Origin of the sequence: Prodigiosinella aquatilis (genome assembly GCA_030388725.1) — a bacterium.
Lineage (GTDB): Bacteria > Pseudomonadota > Gammaproteobacteria > Enterobacterales > Enterobacteriaceae > Prodigiosinella > Prodigiosinella aquatilis.
Genome location: CP128857.1, coordinates 4,129,341 through 4,146,339 on the forward strand (window position 1 = coordinate 4,129,341; position 16,999 = coordinate 4,146,339).

The window sequence follows — 16,999 nt, forward strand, 5'->3', positions numbered from 1 at the left end:
TCTGAACCTGCGATGGAAAAAAGCGCAGGAAGACAGGCCCTTCGTCTTGGTTATCGCATACAGAACCCCAAATAGGGCACTTAATCCTTGCGTTGCTGGAGACGACGCAGTGATCGTTCGCGCCGACTATGTTCCCGGTTAAGATCCAGCAATATTTCCTCAATAAACGCCAGGTGACGGTGTGATGCTTCGCGCGCCTGTTCTGGCTCACGGGCAACAATCGCCTCATAAATTCTGGCGCGATGGCTGCTTACCTTCGCCAAAACTTCCCGGCTCAGATAAAGCAATTCAAAATTTTGCCGCACATTTTGTTCCAGCATCGGCCCCATACAGCGCAGCAGATGCAGCAGTACCACGTTGTGAGTGGCTTCGGTGACGGCGATCTGATAGTGCATAACGGCTTCTGACTCCGCCTCCAAATCACCCGCTTCCCGAGACTTTTCAATCAAGGCATGACAATCTCGGATACGCTGTAAATCCGACTCTGTGCCGCGCAATGCAGCATAGTAAGCAGCAATGCCTTCAAGCGCATGACGAGTTTCGAGGAGATCGAATTGTGATTCGGGGTGATTGCTCAGTAATTCTGCCAGCGGATCGCTAACACTCTGCCAGAGGTTGGTCTGCACGAAAGTACCACCGCCTTGACGGCGTAAAAGCAGTCCTTTGGCTTCCAGACGCTGTATAGCTTCTCTCAGAGAAGGACGGGAGACATCGAACTGCTTAGCCAGCTCACGCTCCGGGGGAAGTTTCTCGCCGGGACGTAGGGTTCCTTCAAGGATCAGAAACTCCAGCTGTTGCTCAATCACATCTGACAATTTGGGTTGACGGATTTTGCTATATGCCATGGTGAATTCTTCTCAGCGGAAAGCGCAGAGTAAATTGGTAATACCAATTCCAAAAAACGTGACGCTAAAGTAACAAAGTATTCACCTTCTGTCCATACAGTCATTGCGCTAAATTACCAATCCCCTTAAATTTTAACAAATGCCTGAAATATATGCTGCAAAGGCCTAAGAGGTCAGTGGTATTACCATTGCTCCCATCCAATTATTTTAACTTTTTTGAAACCAATTTCAGGCAAAGCTGAACCGTTTAAATGACTAATTTATGAATATTAATTCACTAAAATAGAATTTAAATTCACATTTGCCATGAAAGGCTGTTCTGGCCTTGTGCAAGGCGCTTTAAATACATGTGCAATGTGTTCGGATCAACGTGAAATCGGGAATCTACTGGTAATGAGAAAGGATAAAAAACATCAAAGGGGTAACTTTGTATCATTGCACTGCATTTCCCTCTCAATATCAGCAAGAAATCAGTGCAATCTTAATTGCTTATCACTATTCTCTGACGAACGGTAGATAGCTCGGCATTTTCATCCGATAGGCTCCCGTAAACATAAAATTACATAAACGTAAAAAGGCAAAAAAAACCGCGCTATCATGCTGGCGGTATTTCCTTGCCTTGGCTTACATTGGCAGAGGGTTAAAACAATGGAAGGTCAACAAGACGGAACGCTACAGCGTGGCTTAAAAAACCGTCATATACAGTTGATTGCCCTGGGTGGTGCAGTAGGTACGGGTCTGTTTCTCGGCATCGCACAGACAATAAAAATGGCGGGGCCGTCTGTCCTGCTGGGATATGCCATTGGCGGTATTATCGCTTTTTTCATCATGCGCCAACTGGGAGAAATGGTAGTAGAGGAACCTGTAGCAGGATCTTTCAGCCATTTTGCCTATAAATACTGGGGTAATTTTGCCGGGTTTGCTTCTGGTTGGAATTATTGGGTGTTGTATGTACTGGTCGCCATGGCGGAACTGACCGCAGTTGGCATTTACGTACAATACTGGTGGCCAGATATTCCGACCTGGGTTTCTGCCACCGTCTTCTTTTTGTTTATCAATGCCATCAACCTGGCCAATGTAAAAGTGTATGGCGAACTGGAATTCTGGTTTGCCATCATCAAGGTTGCAGCCATTGTCGGGATGATTGCCTTTGGCAGTTGGTTATTGATAAGCGGCCATGGTGGACCTGAAGCGACTATTACCAATCTATGGGCTCAGGGAGGATTTTTCCCGAATGGTATTAACGGGTTGGTCATGGCGATGGCCGTCATCATGTTCTCTTTTGGTGGCCTGGAACTGGTCGGTATTACCGCTGCAGAAGCGGATGACCCGGAAAAAAGCATTCCGCGCGCCACCAACCAGGTTATCTACCGTATCCTGATTTTCTACATTGGCTCCCTGACGGTATTGTTATCACTGTACCCTTGGGAAAAGGTGGTGGAAGGTGGTAGCCCTTTCGTTCTGATTTTCCATGCATTGAACAGTAATATAGTCGCAACGGTCTTAAACATTGTGGTATTAACCGCAGCGCTGTCGGTCTACAACAGCTGTGTATATTGTAATAGCCGTATGCTGTATGGCTTGGCGAAACAAGGTAACGGCCCACAAGTATTGCTGAAAATGGATAGCCGTGGTGTCCCCGTTGTCGCGATTGCTCTTTCAGCTCTGGCGACAGCAGCGTGTGTACTGATTAACTATCTGGTGCCCGGTAAAGCGTTTGAGCTGTTGATGGCGCTGGTGGTCTCCGCACTGGTGATCAACTGGGCGATGATCAGTCTGGCACATCTGAAATTCCGTGCGCAAAAAGAGCGCGAAGGAACAGAAACTAAATTCAAAGCGCTGTTATATCCATTTGGCAACTATCTGTGCCTGCTATTTCTGGCCGCCATTCTGGTGATTATGTACCTGACACCGGGTATTCGGATATCCGTACTACTGATTCCGGTCTGGATATTGATACTGGGCATTGGCTATTTTATTAAGGGCAAAGTGCAGAAAGCGTAATGATAAGGGGGACCATTAATGGCTCCCCCTACGATATTTCGAATACCCCCCGTATCGATGATTTTCAATGTACGTATTGTTAACTCCATCACACCTCCCCATCTTCAGCCATTTTATCTATCTGTGTGGCGGTTTCCTGCTGCGCAGATGAAGACATAAGCATCAATAATGTTTTCCACTACACAGGATTATCATCCAGGGGTGGGAACAGACGATGAGCACTACAGCACTTTCAGTTAAAGAGAAGATTGGCTACGGCATGGGCGATGCGGGTTGCAATATGATCAACGGTGCCGTCATGTTATTCCTGAGTTACTTTTACACTGATATTTTCGGACTGGCGCCGGCAATGGTCGGCATCCTGCTACTGTCGGTACGGGTAGTAGATGCCATCACCGATCCGATTATGGGCGCGATTGCCGACCGTACGCGTAGCCGTTGGGGACGTTTTAGACCATGGTTATTATGGGTTTCAGTCCCTTACGTCATATTCAGCGTGCTGATGTTTACCACGCCGGACTGGGAATATGAAAGTAAGGTGGTCTATGCCTTTGTCACCTACTTCCTGATGTCGCTTGCCTATACTGCGATTAATATTCCTTACTGTTCACTGGGCGGCGTTATCACCAACGATCCCGGCGAGCGCGTTTCCTGCCAGTCTTATCGTTTTGTGATGGTCGGCATTGCCACACTGATTCTATCGCTATTGCTGTTGCCGCTGGCAGAATGGTTTGGCGGTGACAATAAAGCGCGCGGCTATCAGATGGCGAGGACGTGCTGGTTTATCATGCACGTAACTATACGGAAATTGAGGGCGACCCCTTGTGGGATCCGAACCGACATACGCGTATCAAAACCTTCAACTGGAGTGCCGATGGTATGCCAGATTTCGGCATACCGCCGGCTGAACAATGATTACACCAACGCACCGTAAATAGTCAGCAACGACACGACAACCACAATCGCCAGCGTCACTTTCTTCGCCAGAGTAACCGCCGCTTTTGGTGCTTCGACTTGATCAACATGAGGCTCTCGGGCCAGTGAGAACTGGGCCAACTGGGTTAATACCCAATATTGCGAGCTATGGAAATCCCCTAGCGCAGCAAACCATGCGGGTAATGCTTTTTCACCATGTCCGAGCAATGCATAAGCCACGCCAGCCAATCGGACCGGGATCCAATCGAGCCAGTGAAGCAGCGAATCCACGCCTGAACGGGCACGGTCCAGTGGCGTATGGTGCCGGGCTAGGCAAGCTTGTCTGGCTCGCAAAAAAGAGTATCCCACCAGCGCTACCGGTCCATATGGGCCCGCCACGATAAACCAGAATATTGGTGCCAGATAAAAGCGAAAATTAATCCACAACAGCGCGTTTTGTAACTCCTTCAGCCGTTCATGCTCACCACTTTCCACTGGCAAGCCATGTATTAATGACAATTCCGCCTCCATCTCCCGGCAGGCATCGGCTTCACCGCGATCCGCGGCCTGCAGGTAACGATGATAATGCTGCCTTACTTCACCGGCGCCAATGCAAAGCAGACAAATCGCAATCCATAACAGAAGCAAAATCACACCAAACAAGAGTCCGCTGAAAAACCACAATACCAACGCCACTGCACCCATACTGAAACAGGTCAGCGTAATTGTCTGAAACAATGTGGGAGGTGAAAGGTGGCGGAACAACACTTCCAAATGATGATCCAACTGCCAGTGTTCACCTTGTTTAAACAAGCGCTCCCACCCTAACCCCAATAATAATGTAAACAGCGTCATCTGTTGTTACTCCCTTCTTAATCCAGGTGAGCCTGCCACAAATGCTGGAAAAAATCCCAGTCAAAGGCCGGGCCAGGATCGGTTTTGCGTCCGGGAGCAATATCACTGTGCCCGGTAATGCGTGATGGCGTAATCGGATAAGCACGGCACAACAGGCGAGTCATTGTCGCCAATTGAGAATACTGTTCGGTGGTAAAAGGTAGCGTATCGGTTCCTTCCAGCTCAATACCGATGGAAAAATCATTACAACGCTCACGCCCTTCAAAGTGTGAAACACCCGCGTGCCAAGCCCGTTTATCAAACGACACATACTGAACAATGCTACCATCGCGGCGAATCAAACAATGGGCAGAGACATGCAGATGACAAATATCCGCAAAATAGGGATGTGCAGCTGCATCCAACGTGCCGGTAAATAATTGATCAATATAAGGGCCGCCAAACTCACCAGGCGGAAGACTAATATTATGTACCACCAGCAAGGAAGGTAGTTCATTCTCCGGCCGATCATCATGATAGGGAGACGGAACACGCGTGACCCCTGATAACCAGCCATTCTCCAATCTCATCAGCAGAACCCTTACATCAATGCACCATGAAGATCGATATCGGTCTATTACACTGCCGCACGATCTCGGCAAAAAGAGTAGCACGTTTCCAGAAACCAGACTAACCGGCTGGATATAAAGCTATTATTGATTATCCTATCATTAAATTCGATTGTGATGCCCTCTCCTTAACGGCTCCAGCAAACGGATGAGGTCATGTTTGATGGCTGACAACCCGCGCTTCGCATTATCCTTCATACTGGCGATATCTGCGTGAACCGCCCAGAATAACAAGTAACATTTTGAATTATAAAAACATTCAAATTGGATGTCATTGCATAAACAAGGTAGCATAAGCCTCCGGATCCCTCTCGGAGTTTTTATACGATGACTACTCGTCGTTATAGTCAGGAACAACGCCAGGCAATGTTGTTAAAACGCATTGAGAATGATATTCCGGTCTGCGTTCGTCTGGCGTTATGCGAAGATTTGGGTGGTGAGGTTGATGTACAACAGGATATCACTGCCCTACTACTGCCAGATGACAAATCAGCAACCGCCGTCATTATCACTCGTGAAGCCGGTATCTTCTGCGGGCAACACTGGTTGGAAGAAGTCTTCCACCAGCTTGGCGATCAGGTCAGTGTGGAATGGTATGTGAAAGATGGCTCACTGCTGACGGAAAATCAGCCACTGTGCCGCTTGCAAGGGCCGTCGCGTCAACTTTTAACTGGAGAACGTACCGCACTTAATTTTCTGCAGACACTGTCCGGCATCGCCACAGAAGTCAGCCGATATGTGAAGTTGCTGGCAGGAACTCACGCTCAGTTGCTGGATACCCGCAAAACGCTGCCCGGATTACGAACAGCATTGAAATATGCGGTTTTATGCGGCGGCGGCAGCAATCATCGCCTGGGATTATCTGATGCCTTCCTGATCAAGGAAAACCATATTATTGCCGCCGGATCTATCAGGCAGGCGGTAGAGCAGGCGTTTAAGCTACGCAGCGATGTTCCGGTTGAAGTGGAAGTGGAAACCCTCGATGAACTACAACAAGCACTGGATGCAGGTGCGGATATCGTGATGCTGGATAACTTCAGCCTGGAAAAAATCCGTGAGGCAGTACAGCTTGCTCAAGGGCAGGTTCTGCTGGAAGTTTCCGGTAATGTCACCTTGAAAACGTTACGGGACTACGCCGAAACCGGTGTCGATTACATCTCGGTTGGTGCGTTGACTAAACATGTCCATGCACTGGATCTCTCTATGCGTTTAAACTGAATCGAGCCCGGCAATGCCGGGTTTTTCCTACTGCCACACCTGGAACACCAAATAAAACTGTAACCGACTACGCAAAAAAATCGTTATTCAATGTAATCCTCAAAAATTTCCCCGAGCACAGTTCCTGATCTGATTTCACCACATCGACGAAGTTACACCAGCAACGCTATCCTGCCGCCACCCGTCACAGCAAGGATTGATATCGTGAAACAGCATGGATTTACGCTAATCGAGCTGATGGTGGTCATTGTGATCATCGCCATACTCAGTTCCCTGGGCATTCCCGCTTATCAGGGCTATCTGCAAAAAGCCGCCATGACAGACATGCTCCAGACCATGGTTTCCTACAAAACCACCATCGATCTCTGTGGTCTGAGCAACGCTAGCTTTGCTACTTGTAACGCTGGCAGTCAGGGGATACCGACAGCGACAACCTCCCGCTATGTCAGCGCATCTACCGTCAGTCAAGGGTCGATTTCCCTGACGGGACAGTCAACACTGCAAGGATTACGCGTTGTGATGACGCCCAGTCTGGATGTGCAAACCGGTGCATCACATTGGACAAGGGACTGCCAGACTGATGCCGACGCGGAGAGCTTGCGCCAAGCCTGTCAGGATGTGTTCCGCTTTGATAATACGGCAGGCTGACCATGATGAATAATGACCTGTCCAAAGAACTATCATCCCTATGCCACCGCTACCATGCGCTATTGCTGGACATGGATGATCAGACCTTATCCATCGCCATCAACGGTACTGAATCGAAAGAGTTAATTTCTGCTCTGCGTTTTGCCAGCAACCGACATGTATTGATTGAACAGTGGCCTGTAGCCAGATTAGAGCAACATCTGAACCCTCATCAGGAGACAGAAAATGTACAACAGCATCAGACGGCGCCAAACACAATAGACGACGGTGAAGATGCACCAGTAGTGCAATTCATCAACCAAACCCTGAAGTTGGCAATACAGCGACGCGCATCCGATATCCATTTTGAACCACTGACGTCTGGCTATCGTGTTCGGTTGCGCATCGATGGTGTATTGCAAGAAGTTCCATCAGTTGCTGCTGAACTGTCCCCGCGTATCACTGCAAGGCTCAAGATTATGGGGAAACTGAATATTGCAGAACGACGACTACCTCAGGATGGGCAATTCAGTCTGTCACTGGACCAACAATCCTACTCATTTCGTATCGCCACATTGCCGGTGCAGGAAGGCGAAAAAGTGGTGCTCCGGGTACTACAGACCCATCAGCACGCACTTACACTGGAAACGCTGGGGCTCTCTCCGGTGGCATTACAACAATTTATGAAAACACTTCAGTTGCCTCAGGGCATGATTTTAGTGACTGGCCCCACTGGCAGTGGGAAAACCTTTACACTCTACAGCGCCATTCGCTGGCTCAACGACACCAGTCGTAATATATGCAGTGTGGAAGACCCCGTGGAAATACCACTTACGGGCATTAATCAAACAGCGATAAACACCAAGAATAACCTGAGCTTTGGGCGAGTATTGCGGGCGCTGTTGCGACAAGATCCAGATGTGATTATGGTCGGTGAAATCCGTGATGCCGAAACAGCTGAAATAGCAGTGAATGCGGCACAAACCGGGCACTTAGTGCTATCCACCTTGCACACTAACTCAGCCGCTGAAACACTTACTCGGCTAAGGCAATTGGGCGTTCCCGGCTATTTATTAGCCGCAGCGCTAAGACTGATCATCTCTCAGCGTCTGGTTCGTCGGTTGTGTCCTTACTGCCGCACGTCCACAACACCAGAACTATCTTTACCACCACATCTCTGGCAAGGCTCGTTACACCGCTGGACAGCCCAAGGATGCAACCACTGTTTCTCCGGTTATTACGGCCGTGCAGCCATTTACGAATTGTTGGTTATCACACCTGACATGCAGCAGGCATTAGCAGAAGACATTCCGGTCCAACAAGCCGCCCACGCCTCTTCAACTGTATTCCCTTCGTTACTATCTGCCGGATTATCTCTGGTTAATGAAGGTGTTACCTCTCAAGAAGAAGTCTATCGGGTCATAGGTGATATTACAAATTAAGGGGAAAACATGAGGTTACAAAAACTGTACTATTGGCAGGCAATCACTACAGATGGAGAACTTTGTTATGGTGAACGTATTGGTTTTCAGCAACAGCAAATTTATGACTATCTGATTGAACTGGGGTATCAACCTTTACGGGTAAAAATCGGCCAATACCTGACCAAACACTACTGGCGCACTACTGAGCTAACCGCCATTATCCGCCAGTTAGCGACTCTGCTACAGGCAGGATTACCGCTATTGAATGCACTGACACTGATTGCCGAACAGCACGAGCGTCCAGGATGGCGTTGCCTGTTACAAGATATTGGCGTACAGATTTCTCAGGGCAAGACACTCTCTGAAACATTGCGTAGTTACCCCATGATATTTCCCGTTATTTGCTACTCATTAATTACCGTTGGAGAACTAACAGGGAAATTGGATGAATGCTGTCTGCAACTGGCGCAATATCAGGAAACACAACAGGAACTAGGACAAAAAGTCGCCAAAGCACTACGTTATCCTTGCTTTGTTATTGCCGTGGGCATAGCAGTCAGTTTGTTAATGATGACGCAGGTATTGCCTGAGTTCGCCCGGCTTTACGCCTCTTTTGATGCGCCCTTGCCCTGGTTTACCCGGACACTGCTGACATTGTCTGATCTGATAACACACTATAGTGTTTCCGGTATCCTCATCCTGTTTCTTGTTTCCTCGATCTATATCCATCTGCGTCAACGGAATAGTGTCTGGAAAACGCGGGAGCAACGGCTGTGGTTGAAACTGCCAGTTGTTTCAAAAATCATACGAGGAAACTGCCTAAGTCAGATTTTTCATACACTGGCTATGACACAATATGCTGGTGTTTCGCTCCCTTCCGGATTGGCCGCGGCTTCCGGTCTCAACAATCGGATATACCAACATGCATTGCAGCACATTCAGTCGCAAATACAGCAGGGAATACCACTGGGTGAAGCAATCGACGATTCTTTTCTGTTCCCGGCCCCCTGTCAGCAATTAATCCGTGTGGGTGAAGAAAGCGGGGCACTGGATAATCTGTTTGCCCAATTGGCTGAATGGTACGAACGTCATACCCAACAGTTTGCCGAAACGCTAACGCAAACACTCGAACCCATATTACTCGTCATTGTAGGTGGAATGGTTGGCACACTGGTTGTCGCCATGTACCTGCCGATATTCCAGTTGGGTAATGTGCTGGCTGGAACCTGAGCCAGCCAGCATCAATAACTACTGATTAAAAATACGGTTCTCTTGTTCTACTACCCGGATAAAGGTCGTGCGTTTGGTCAGTTCTTTTAGACGAGAGGCGCCAACATAGGTACAAGCTGAACGTAATCCACCGAGGATATCACGCACAGTATTTTCTACCGGCCCACGCAGTGGTAGCTTCACGGTTTTTCCCTCTGCTGCACGATATTCCGCTACACCACCGACATGACGTTGCATGGCAGATGTTGAACTCATGCCGTAAAACAGCATTTGCTTCTCACCATTCTCTTCCACTACCGCCCCCTCACATTCATCATGTGCAGCCAGCATGCCTCCCAACATCACGAAATCTGCTCCGCCGCCAAAGGCTTTGGCTACATCCCCTGGAGAAGCACATCCCCCATCACTGACAATTTGCCCACCCAATCCGTGCGCTGCATCCGCGCATTCAATAACAGCAGAAAGCTGCGGGTATCCCACGCCAGTCTTCAGGCGTGTCGTACACACGGAACCAGGCCCGATACCAACTTTAACAATATCCGCGCCAGACAGGATAAGCTCTTCCACCATCTCCCCGGTCACGACATTGCCCGCACAAATCACTTTATCCGGACAAGCTTCACGCGCCTTTTGCAGGAACGTAACGAAATGCTCGGAATAACCATTGGCTACATCAATGCAGATAAATTTCAGTTCTGGTGACAACGCCAAAATCTGTTTCATCTTGGAAAAATCATTATCGGATGTACCAGTAGAAACCATTACATGACGCAACACGGAAGTGGAAGAGTCTTTGACAAACTGTTGCCATTGCTCCAGGGAATAGTGCTTATGCACGGCAGTTAAGACATCAAATGTCGCCAATACCTGTGCCATGCGAAATGTACCTACGGTGTCCATATTGGCAGCAATAACCGGTACACCGGACCAGTCGCATCCTGCGTGGAGAAAAGTAAATTGACGTGCCAGCTCCACTTCAGCGCGGCTTTTTAAGGTGGAACGTTTCGGACGAATAAGAACGTCTTTAAAACCTAACTTTAAATCTTCTTCAATACGCATAAGATACATCCTGGTTAGCGGCGAAAATTTGCAAAGAAAATAATCGTCGTGATTAAGTGCCATATCCAGTGACGTTATCATACGCATGAATAATCCTGCGACAAGACTGCGAATTTACCTTTATTTGGGCTAGAATCCGGTAAATTTACTTCGCTTTTTTTCAGATTGACACAATGGCATACATCGTAGCCTTAACTGGCGGTATTGGTAGCGGTAAAAGTACAGTAGCGGAGGGCTTCTCCAAATTGGGGATAACCACCATTGATGCGGACATTATTGCCCGCCAGATTGTTGAGCCGGGTAAACCGGCACTGAAAAAAATTGTACAAAAATATGGTATTGCCATACTGAACACTGATGGTACTCTCAACCGCGCCGCGCTGCGTGAACGTATTTTCTCGGCTCCAGAAGACAAACAGTGGCTGAACAACTTGCTCCACCCACTGATCAGCGCAGAAACACAACGCCAGCTACAGATTGCGCCTGGTCCTTACGTCTTATGGGTTGTCCCTCTTTTAATCGAGAATAATTTACAGCAGCGAGCACAACGCATTCTGGTCGTGGATGTCTCCCCGGAAATCCAGTTGGAACGCACTCTTGCCCGCGATGGGATCAGTCGCCAGCAAGCGAAAAATATACTGTCATCCCAGGCGACACGGGAACAGCGCCTGGCTTGTGCCAATGATATCATTGACAATAACGGTAGCCCGAGCGATCTCGCTCCGCGCATTGCTGCTTTACATCAACGTTATCTTGAGTTGGCAGCAACAGACAGGATTACTAATAATGAGTGATGTTTCATCAACGATTTTATTTGAATATCCACTAAATGAGAAAATGCGCACCTGGTTACGCATTGAGTTTTTACTACAGCAGATGTGTGACAATCATGCACTGAATGATATCGGAACTGCACTGACATTCTTCCGTGCTATCGCGGATATGCTGGATATTCTTGAGCGTGGCGATCCCCGGCCTGAATTACTGAAAGAGCTAGAACGCCAACAAAATAAGCTATTGCAGTGGAGTGAAGTACCTGGTGTCGATATGGAGCGCATTAATACTCTACGACGAAACCTGAAACAACAGTCCACCAACCTGGTATCAGCCCCTCGGATGGGACAAGGCTTACGGGAAGACCGCCTCATCAGCATGGTGCGTCAGCGGCTCAGTATTCCCGGTGGTTGTTGCAGCTTCGATTTACCTACTCTGCATATCTGGCTGCATCAGTTGCAAGAGCAGAAGACTAGCCAGATATCTGACTGGATGAGTTCACTTTCTCCGTTGAAACACTCACTGGATATGATTCTGGAACTGATCCGCTACTCTGGAATATTTCGTCCGCAAACCAGTCTGAACGGTTTTTATCAGGGCAACGCCGCCGATACCGATTTGTTGCGTTTACGCATAGCGCTGGAGAGTCAAATCTATCCACAAATTTCTGGTCACAAAACTCGTTATGCCATTCGCTTCTTACCATTGGATAGCGAACATGGACAAATTTCGCCACGTTTACTGTTTGAACTGGCCTGCTGTTAGGAGAAAACAATGGATGACAATATCACCACAGTAAAATGCCCGACCTGCGCCAAACTGGTAGTCTGGGGCAAACAAAGTCCTTATCGCCCTTTCTGCAGCAAACGCTGCCAACTTATCGATCTTGGCGAATGGGCAGATGAAGAGAAATACATTCCCAGTAATGAAGACATTTCTGAGAATGAAAACTGGAGCGAACAGAAAGACTAATCTGGTGGTGGGAATCTCAGCGACTTAATGCGTTTTCAACCAGCGGATCATCTCTGCATTTGCTGGTGGAAATTCATCTTCTCTTAGTTCCTCTGCAGCCAACCAACGTGATGGCTGACCTTCCCGACCATAAGGCTCACCCTGCCAGTTCTCCACCAGGAAAAAATGCAGCGTAATCAGGCGATCACCAATAGAAAATGTTTTGCTGTCCAATGGTTGTGGGTCAATAGCTTCAATTCCGGTTTCTTCACACAGTTCCCGGATTAATGCCTGATCCGGTGTTTCTCCCTGTTCGACCTTTCCTCCCGGAAATTCCCACATACCTGCCATATGAACACCGGCGGGCCGACAAGCGATAAAAAACTGCCGTTGGGCATTGCGAATAATCCCCACCGCAACGGATAAAGGTTTTTGCGTCATTATATCTTCCATCACGTAAACACGGTCATTAACTCATCATGCCCGTCAACCAAGACACCTGAATATTCTAGTCTGACACGAGGAGAGGCGTCCCCTCAGGCACGCCATCCTCATGCTCACCGAAATAACATGTCCGAGTGTTCAGGCTCAGGTTATTGACCGCCTTTCATCTTATGCCGAACAAACCAGTCCTATTTCTGAATACGACCGTGACATTGTTTATATTTTTTGCCAGAGCCGCACGGACACGGGTCATTGCGACCAATTTTACGATCGACCTGGATAGGAATACCCGCAGTGACATCATCCTGATGACTTAGTTGCTGCTGACGAGCCAGGCGTTCGGCCTCTTCACGGCGTTGCTGTTCCAGCGCTTCTATCTCTTCTGGCATTCTCACCTGAACTTTACTCAAGGTGCTTATCACTTCATATTTCAGCGATTCCAGCATAGCCGCAAACATGGAAAACGACTCGCGTTTATATTCCTGTTTAGGATCTTTCTGAGCGTAACCACGGAGATGAATTCCCTGACGCAGATAGTCCATCGCCGCCAAATGCTCTTTCCACAATGAGTCCAGCGTTTGTAACATCACACCTTTCTCAAAGTTATGTATCACTTCACTGCCCACAACCTCTTCTTTCTGATGATAAACTTCCACCGCCTGTTCATAAATACGCTCGCGAAGCGTCTCTTCATGCAGCTCAGGCTCTTTATCCAGCCATTCGCTAATCGGTAGGTCCAGATCAAAATCAGCGTTCAGGCGCCGTTGCAGCCCGTCGATATCCCACATTTCCTCCAGCGACTGTGGCGGAATATAGCTATCAAGCGTGGCTTTGAATACATCCTCACGAATACTGTTAATCGTTTCACTGATATCAGAAACATCAAGTAATTCATTGCGCTGACTGTAGATGGCCCGGCGCTGATCGTTGGCCACATCATCGTACTCCAGCAATTGCTTACGAATATCAAAGTTACGACTTTCAACTTTACGTTGTGCATTAGCAATCGCTTTGGTCACCCATGGGTGCTCAATGGACTCGCCTTCTTTCATACCCAGCTTACGCATCATGTTGGAAACACGATCAGAGGCAAAGATACGCATTAGTGCATCTTCCATCGACAGATAGAAGCGAGAGGAACCAGCATCACCCTGGCGACCAGAACGACCACGCAGTTGGTTGTCAATTCGACGAGACTCATGGCGTTCGGTACCAATGATATGCAGACCACCTGACGCCAGCACCGCATCATGCCTTTTCTGCCAGGCAGCTTTAATGGCCGCGATCTGCTCTTCATCCGGGGCCTCCAGATGTGCGATTTCCGCCTGCCAGCTACCACCCAACACGATGTCTGTACCGCGCCCAGCCATATTAGTAGCAATCGTTACGGCACCAGGCTGCCCCGCCTGAGCAACAATATCCGCTTCCATTGCATGGAACTTGGCGTTCAATACACTGTGCTTGATGCCCGCAGCCGTCAGTGCATGTGATACAACTTCTGATTTTTCGATCGAAATGGTGCCGACCAGAATCGGCTGCCCATTGGCGGCACGATCTTTGATATCTTCAATAATCGCGTTAATTTTTTCCTGTTCAGACATGTACACTAAATCAGGCAGATCTTTACGGATCATCGGACGGTTGGTCGGGACAACAATAGTGTCCAGCTTATAAATAGAACTGAATTCAAACGCTTCAGTATCCGCCGTCCCCGTCATCCCGGCCAGTTTTTCATACAGGCGGAAATAGTTCTGGAAAGTGATTGATGCCAGTGTCTGGTTTTCATTCTGAATCGTTACATTCTCTTTCGCTTCCACTGCCTGGTGTAAGCCATCAGACCAACGACGCCCCTGCATTGTACGGCCCGTATGCTCATCTACGATGATTACTTCATCATCTTTAACAATATAATCAACATCTTTGGTGAATAGCACATGTGCACGCAATGCAGCAGTGATGTGATGCATCAGCATAATATTGGTCGGTGAATACAATGACTCACCCTCATCCATAATGCCTTCTTTCACCAACAACTCTTCAATCACCACCAGACCGCGCTCAGTCAGGTTAACCTGACGCGCTTTTTCATCTACAGAGAAGTGACCTTCTCCCTGGAAAGTGTCTGAATCCTCCTTTTCTTGGCGAATCAAGTAAGGAATGATTTTGTTAACGCGGATATAAAGTTCAGAACTGTCTTCTGCCGGACCGGAAATAATAAGTGGGGTACGGGCTTCATCGATCAGAATGGAGTCAACTTCATCCACCAACGCATAATAAAGCTGGCGCTGTACGCGCTCTTCCGGGCTGAAAGCCATATTGTCACGCAGATAGTCAAAGCCGTATTCATTATTGGTACCGTAGGTAATATCAGCACCATACGCTTCGCGTTTCGCAGGAGCAGGCATGCCAGGCAGGTTAATTCCCACCGTCAAGCCAAGAAATTCAAACAGCGGGCGGTTATTCTCAGCATCACGCTGCGCCAGATAATCATTCACCGTCACAACATGCACACCGCGTCCGGTCAAAGCATTCAGATAAGCCGGTAGCGTTGCAGTTAGCGTTTTACCCTCACCAGTACGCATTTCTGCAATGCAGCGCTCATTAAGTACTATCCCGCCCATTAACTGCACATCGAAATGACGCATGCCAAAAACACGCTTACTGGCTTCACGCACTACCGCAAAAGATTCGGGTAACAATGCTTCTAACTTTTCACCATTTTTAAGACGTTCGCGGAATTCCTGGGTTTTCGCTTTCAGTGCCTCATCAGAAAGCGCTTCCATATCGGGCTCGAGACGATTAATCACATCCACCACTTTACGCATACGGCGCAAAGTACGATCGTTACGACTACCAAAAACTTTGGTTAAAAATTTCATTAACATAGTAATTTTAATCTCAACAATGCCATTCTTTCAGTAATGGCATAACATCAGAAAATTTCAGGAAACTATAACTCGTCGCTATAGCGTTAACGTTATCGGCGTTACGCACAAGGACCTGCTCGAATACCCTGAGTCTGAGCCAACCAGAGTCCGGGCTGATGAATAACAGAAGGGAGAGGAAAATGATATTCCGCCGCAACAGACAACGTTAGCGGTTTAACTTCATGTGTCAACAGTGCATTCAGTGTTTCAAGTAATACCTGATGGTGTACAGTAGACGCAGATTCAGACGGTACAAAATTACTTGACTGAGGAATAGTTAGTGCAAAAGACAAATGGCGAATCACCGTGCGTATGGCATGCCGATGCCAGTAATCAACGCTAAACGATGAACGGCGGTGTGAATCCTTCAACGCCACCAGGTCAGTAAAATCAAAAGAAACCGAATTCTGGCGGCTTATTGCCGAAGAGGAATTTGATAGTGACGACGGATTCTGCGATTCTCCCAGACTGTTAGGCAAACCAAGACTCGCCGCGACCATCCCCAACAGAAGATGCGGCCAGAAATAACGCCTACCAAATTGTCGCCAACGATTTAGAATACCAATCACAAGTTTACTGTCCGTCGGAGCCTGCGTTATGCGTGATAGCCGCCCACATTCATTGGAATATCTTTTCGATAGCGCATCGGATGCGAAAAATAGTCCACTACGGGATATCCAGCAACGCGCTATCGCATTATTAAAACTTAATCGGGCCGTTAGCGCACTATTACCGGCACAACTGCACCCCTGGTGCCGGGTCGCCAATTACCGACACAATCTGTTAGTGCTTGAAACCGCTAATGCCAGTTGGATGATGCGGTTACGTTATGAACAGCCAACGCTACTCTCTGCACTACGTGCACAAATACTACCATCATTAGCTGCGATCGACATCAGGATTAATCCAGAGATGGCCGCAAAAGCGTATGAAAACGAGAGAAAAGAAGCATCACCACACACAAAGGGATCATCTACGACGGCATTAAGAAAACTGAGTCCACAAAGTGCTGATATGTTGAAGGGATTGGCAAATCAAAGTCCAGAGGGATTAAAACGAGTATTAGAACGACTGGCATCGCTGGCCGGAGAGAGTACCAGCAAAAACCAGTCGTAGCA

Annotated in this window: 16 protein-coding genes and 2 pseudogenes; 11 read left to right on the plus strand and 7 right to left on the minus strand. The window is 48.0% G+C overall.

The annotated features are described in order from the left end of the window. Window positions 1-80: 80 nt before the first annotated feature. The gene (pdhR, locus tag PCO85_19265) at window positions 81-845 is read right to left on the minus strand and encodes a pyruvate dehydrogenase complex transcriptional repressor PdhR (GenBank protein WJV53281.1); all 765 of its coding nucleotides are present in this window, start codon (window positions 843-845) and stop codon (window positions 81-83) included. Between the two features lie 648 nt (window positions 846-1,493). Here pdhR and PCO85_19270 point away from each other — a divergent pair. The 3 genes and pseudogenes from PCO85_19270 (at window position 1,494) to PCO85_19280 (ending at window position 3,764) form a co-directional block, all read left to right on the plus strand. Then, a complete protein-coding gene (locus tag PCO85_19270) occupies window positions 1,494-2,849 on the plus strand; it encodes an amino acid permease (GenBank protein WJV53282.1) in 1,356 nt (451 codons plus the stop codon). 214 nt (window positions 2,850-3,063) lie between these two features. Continuing rightward, a pseudogene (locus PCO85_19275) lies at window positions 3,064-3,618 on the plus strand (MFS transporter). Then, window positions 3,612-3,764, plus strand: a pseudogene (locus PCO85_19280) (alpha-N-arabinofuranosidase). Before PCO85_19275 ends, PCO85_19280 begins: the two co-directional pseudogenes overlap by 7 nt. On the opposite strand, the gene ampE reads toward PCO85_19280, so the two are convergent. Then, the gene (gene ampE / locus PCO85_19285; protein WJV53283.1) at window positions 3,765-4,619 is read right to left on the minus strand and encodes a beta-lactamase regulator AmpE; all 855 of its coding nucleotides are present in this window, start codon (window positions 4,617-4,619) and stop codon (window positions 3,765-3,767) included. It abuts the pseudogene before it with no gap. A 17-nt stretch (window positions 4,620-4,636) separates the two neighbouring features. After that, window positions 4,637-5,188, minus strand: coding sequence for a 1,6-anhydro-N-acetylmuramyl-L-alanine amidase AmpD (gene ampD, locus PCO85_19290; GenBank protein ID WJV53284.1), 552 nt, complete (start codon window positions 5,186-5,188; stop codon window positions 4,637-4,639). Between the two features lie 366 nt (window positions 5,189-5,554). Here ampD and nadC point away from each other — a divergent pair, with 366 nt between their 5' ends. From nadC to hofC, 4 genes are all read left to right on the plus strand, one after another. Continuing rightward, complete coding sequence (gene nadC, locus PCO85_19295) at window positions 5,555-6,445, plus strand: carboxylating nicotinate-nucleotide diphosphorylase (GenBank protein ID WJV53285.1); 891 nt, start codon at window positions 5,555-5,557, stop codon at window positions 6,443-6,445. 201 nt (window positions 6,446-6,646) lie between these two features. After that, on the plus strand, window positions 6,647-7,093 hold the full coding sequence (ppdD, locus tag PCO85_19300) for a prepilin peptidase-dependent pilin (protein ID WJV56144.1): 447 nt from the start codon (window positions 6,647-6,649) through the stop codon (window positions 7,091-7,093). A gap of 2 nt (window positions 7,094-7,095) precedes the next feature. Then, the gene (gspE, locus tag PCO85_19305; protein WJV53286.1) at window positions 7,096-8,514 is read left to right on the plus strand and encodes a type II secretion system protein GspE; all 1,419 of its coding nucleotides are present in this window, start codon (window positions 7,096-7,098) and stop codon (window positions 8,512-8,514) included. Between the two features lie 9 nt (window positions 8,515-8,523). After that, on the plus strand, window positions 8,524-9,726 hold the full coding sequence (gene hofC, locus PCO85_19310) for a protein transport protein HofC (GenBank protein ID WJV53287.1): 1,203 nt from the start codon (window positions 8,524-8,526) through the stop codon (window positions 9,724-9,726). A gap of 18 nt (window positions 9,727-9,744) precedes the next feature. Here hofC and PCO85_19315 read toward each other — a convergent pair whose 3' ends face one another. After that, window positions 9,745-10,785 (minus strand): GMP reductase, encoded by a 1,041-nt coding sequence (locus tag PCO85_19315; GenBank protein WJV53288.1) that lies wholly within the window; start codon window positions 10,783-10,785, stop codon window positions 9,745-9,747. Between the two features lie 173 nt (window positions 10,786-10,958). Between PCO85_19315 and coaE the strand changes: the two genes are divergently transcribed. The 3 genes from coaE to yacG are packed head-to-tail and all read left to right on the plus strand — an operon-like array spanning window position 10,959 to window position 12,531. Continuing rightward, entirely contained in the window at window positions 10,959-11,579 is a 621-nt protein-coding gene (gene coaE, locus PCO85_19320; protein ID WJV53289.1) for a dephospho-CoA kinase, read from the plus strand. Next, window positions 11,572-12,324 carry a cell division protein ZapD gene (gene zapD, locus PCO85_19325; protein ID WJV53290.1) on the plus strand — a complete coding sequence of 251 codons (753 nt, stop codon included), beginning with the start codon at window positions 11,572-11,574 and terminating at the stop codon, window positions 12,322-12,324. Before coaE ends, zapD begins: the two co-directional genes overlap by 8 nt. 9 nt (window positions 12,325-12,333) lie before the next feature. Next, window positions 12,334-12,531 (plus strand): DNA gyrase inhibitor YacG, encoded by a 198-nt coding sequence (gene yacG, locus PCO85_19330; protein ID WJV53291.1) that lies wholly within the window; start codon window positions 12,334-12,336, stop codon window positions 12,529-12,531. Window positions 12,532-12,555: 24 nt separating this feature from the next. On the opposite strand, the gene mutT is transcribed toward yacG, so the two are convergent. The 3 genes from mutT to secM all read right to left on the minus strand — a co-directional run bounded on the left by mutT (window position 12,556) and on the right by secM (window position 16,450). Next, on the minus strand, window positions 12,556-12,951 hold the full coding sequence (gene mutT, locus PCO85_19335; GenBank protein WJV53292.1) for an 8-oxo-dGTP diphosphatase MutT: 396 nt from the start codon (window positions 12,949-12,951) through the stop codon (window positions 12,556-12,558). A 191-nt stretch (window positions 12,952-13,142) separates the two neighbouring features. Then, window positions 13,143-15,839: a preprotein translocase subunit SecA gene (gene secA / locus PCO85_19340; protein ID WJV53293.1), complete on the minus strand. Its 2,697-nt coding sequence runs from the start codon at window positions 15,837-15,839 to the stop codon at window positions 13,143-13,145. A gap of 101 nt (window positions 15,840-15,940) precedes the next feature. Next, window positions 15,941-16,450, minus strand: a complete 510-nt coding sequence (gene secM / locus PCO85_19345; protein ID WJV53294.1) for a secA translation cis-regulator SecM — start codon at window positions 16,448-16,450, stop codon at window positions 15,941-15,943. Window positions 16,451-16,478: 28 nt separating this feature from the next. Between secM and PCO85_19350 the strand changes: the two genes are divergently transcribed. After that, window positions 16,479-16,997, plus strand: a complete 519-nt coding sequence (locus PCO85_19350) for a DciA family protein (GenBank protein ID WJV53295.1) — start codon at window positions 16,479-16,481, stop codon at window positions 16,995-16,997. The last annotated feature ends 2 nt before the right edge of the window (window positions 16,998-16,999 follow it).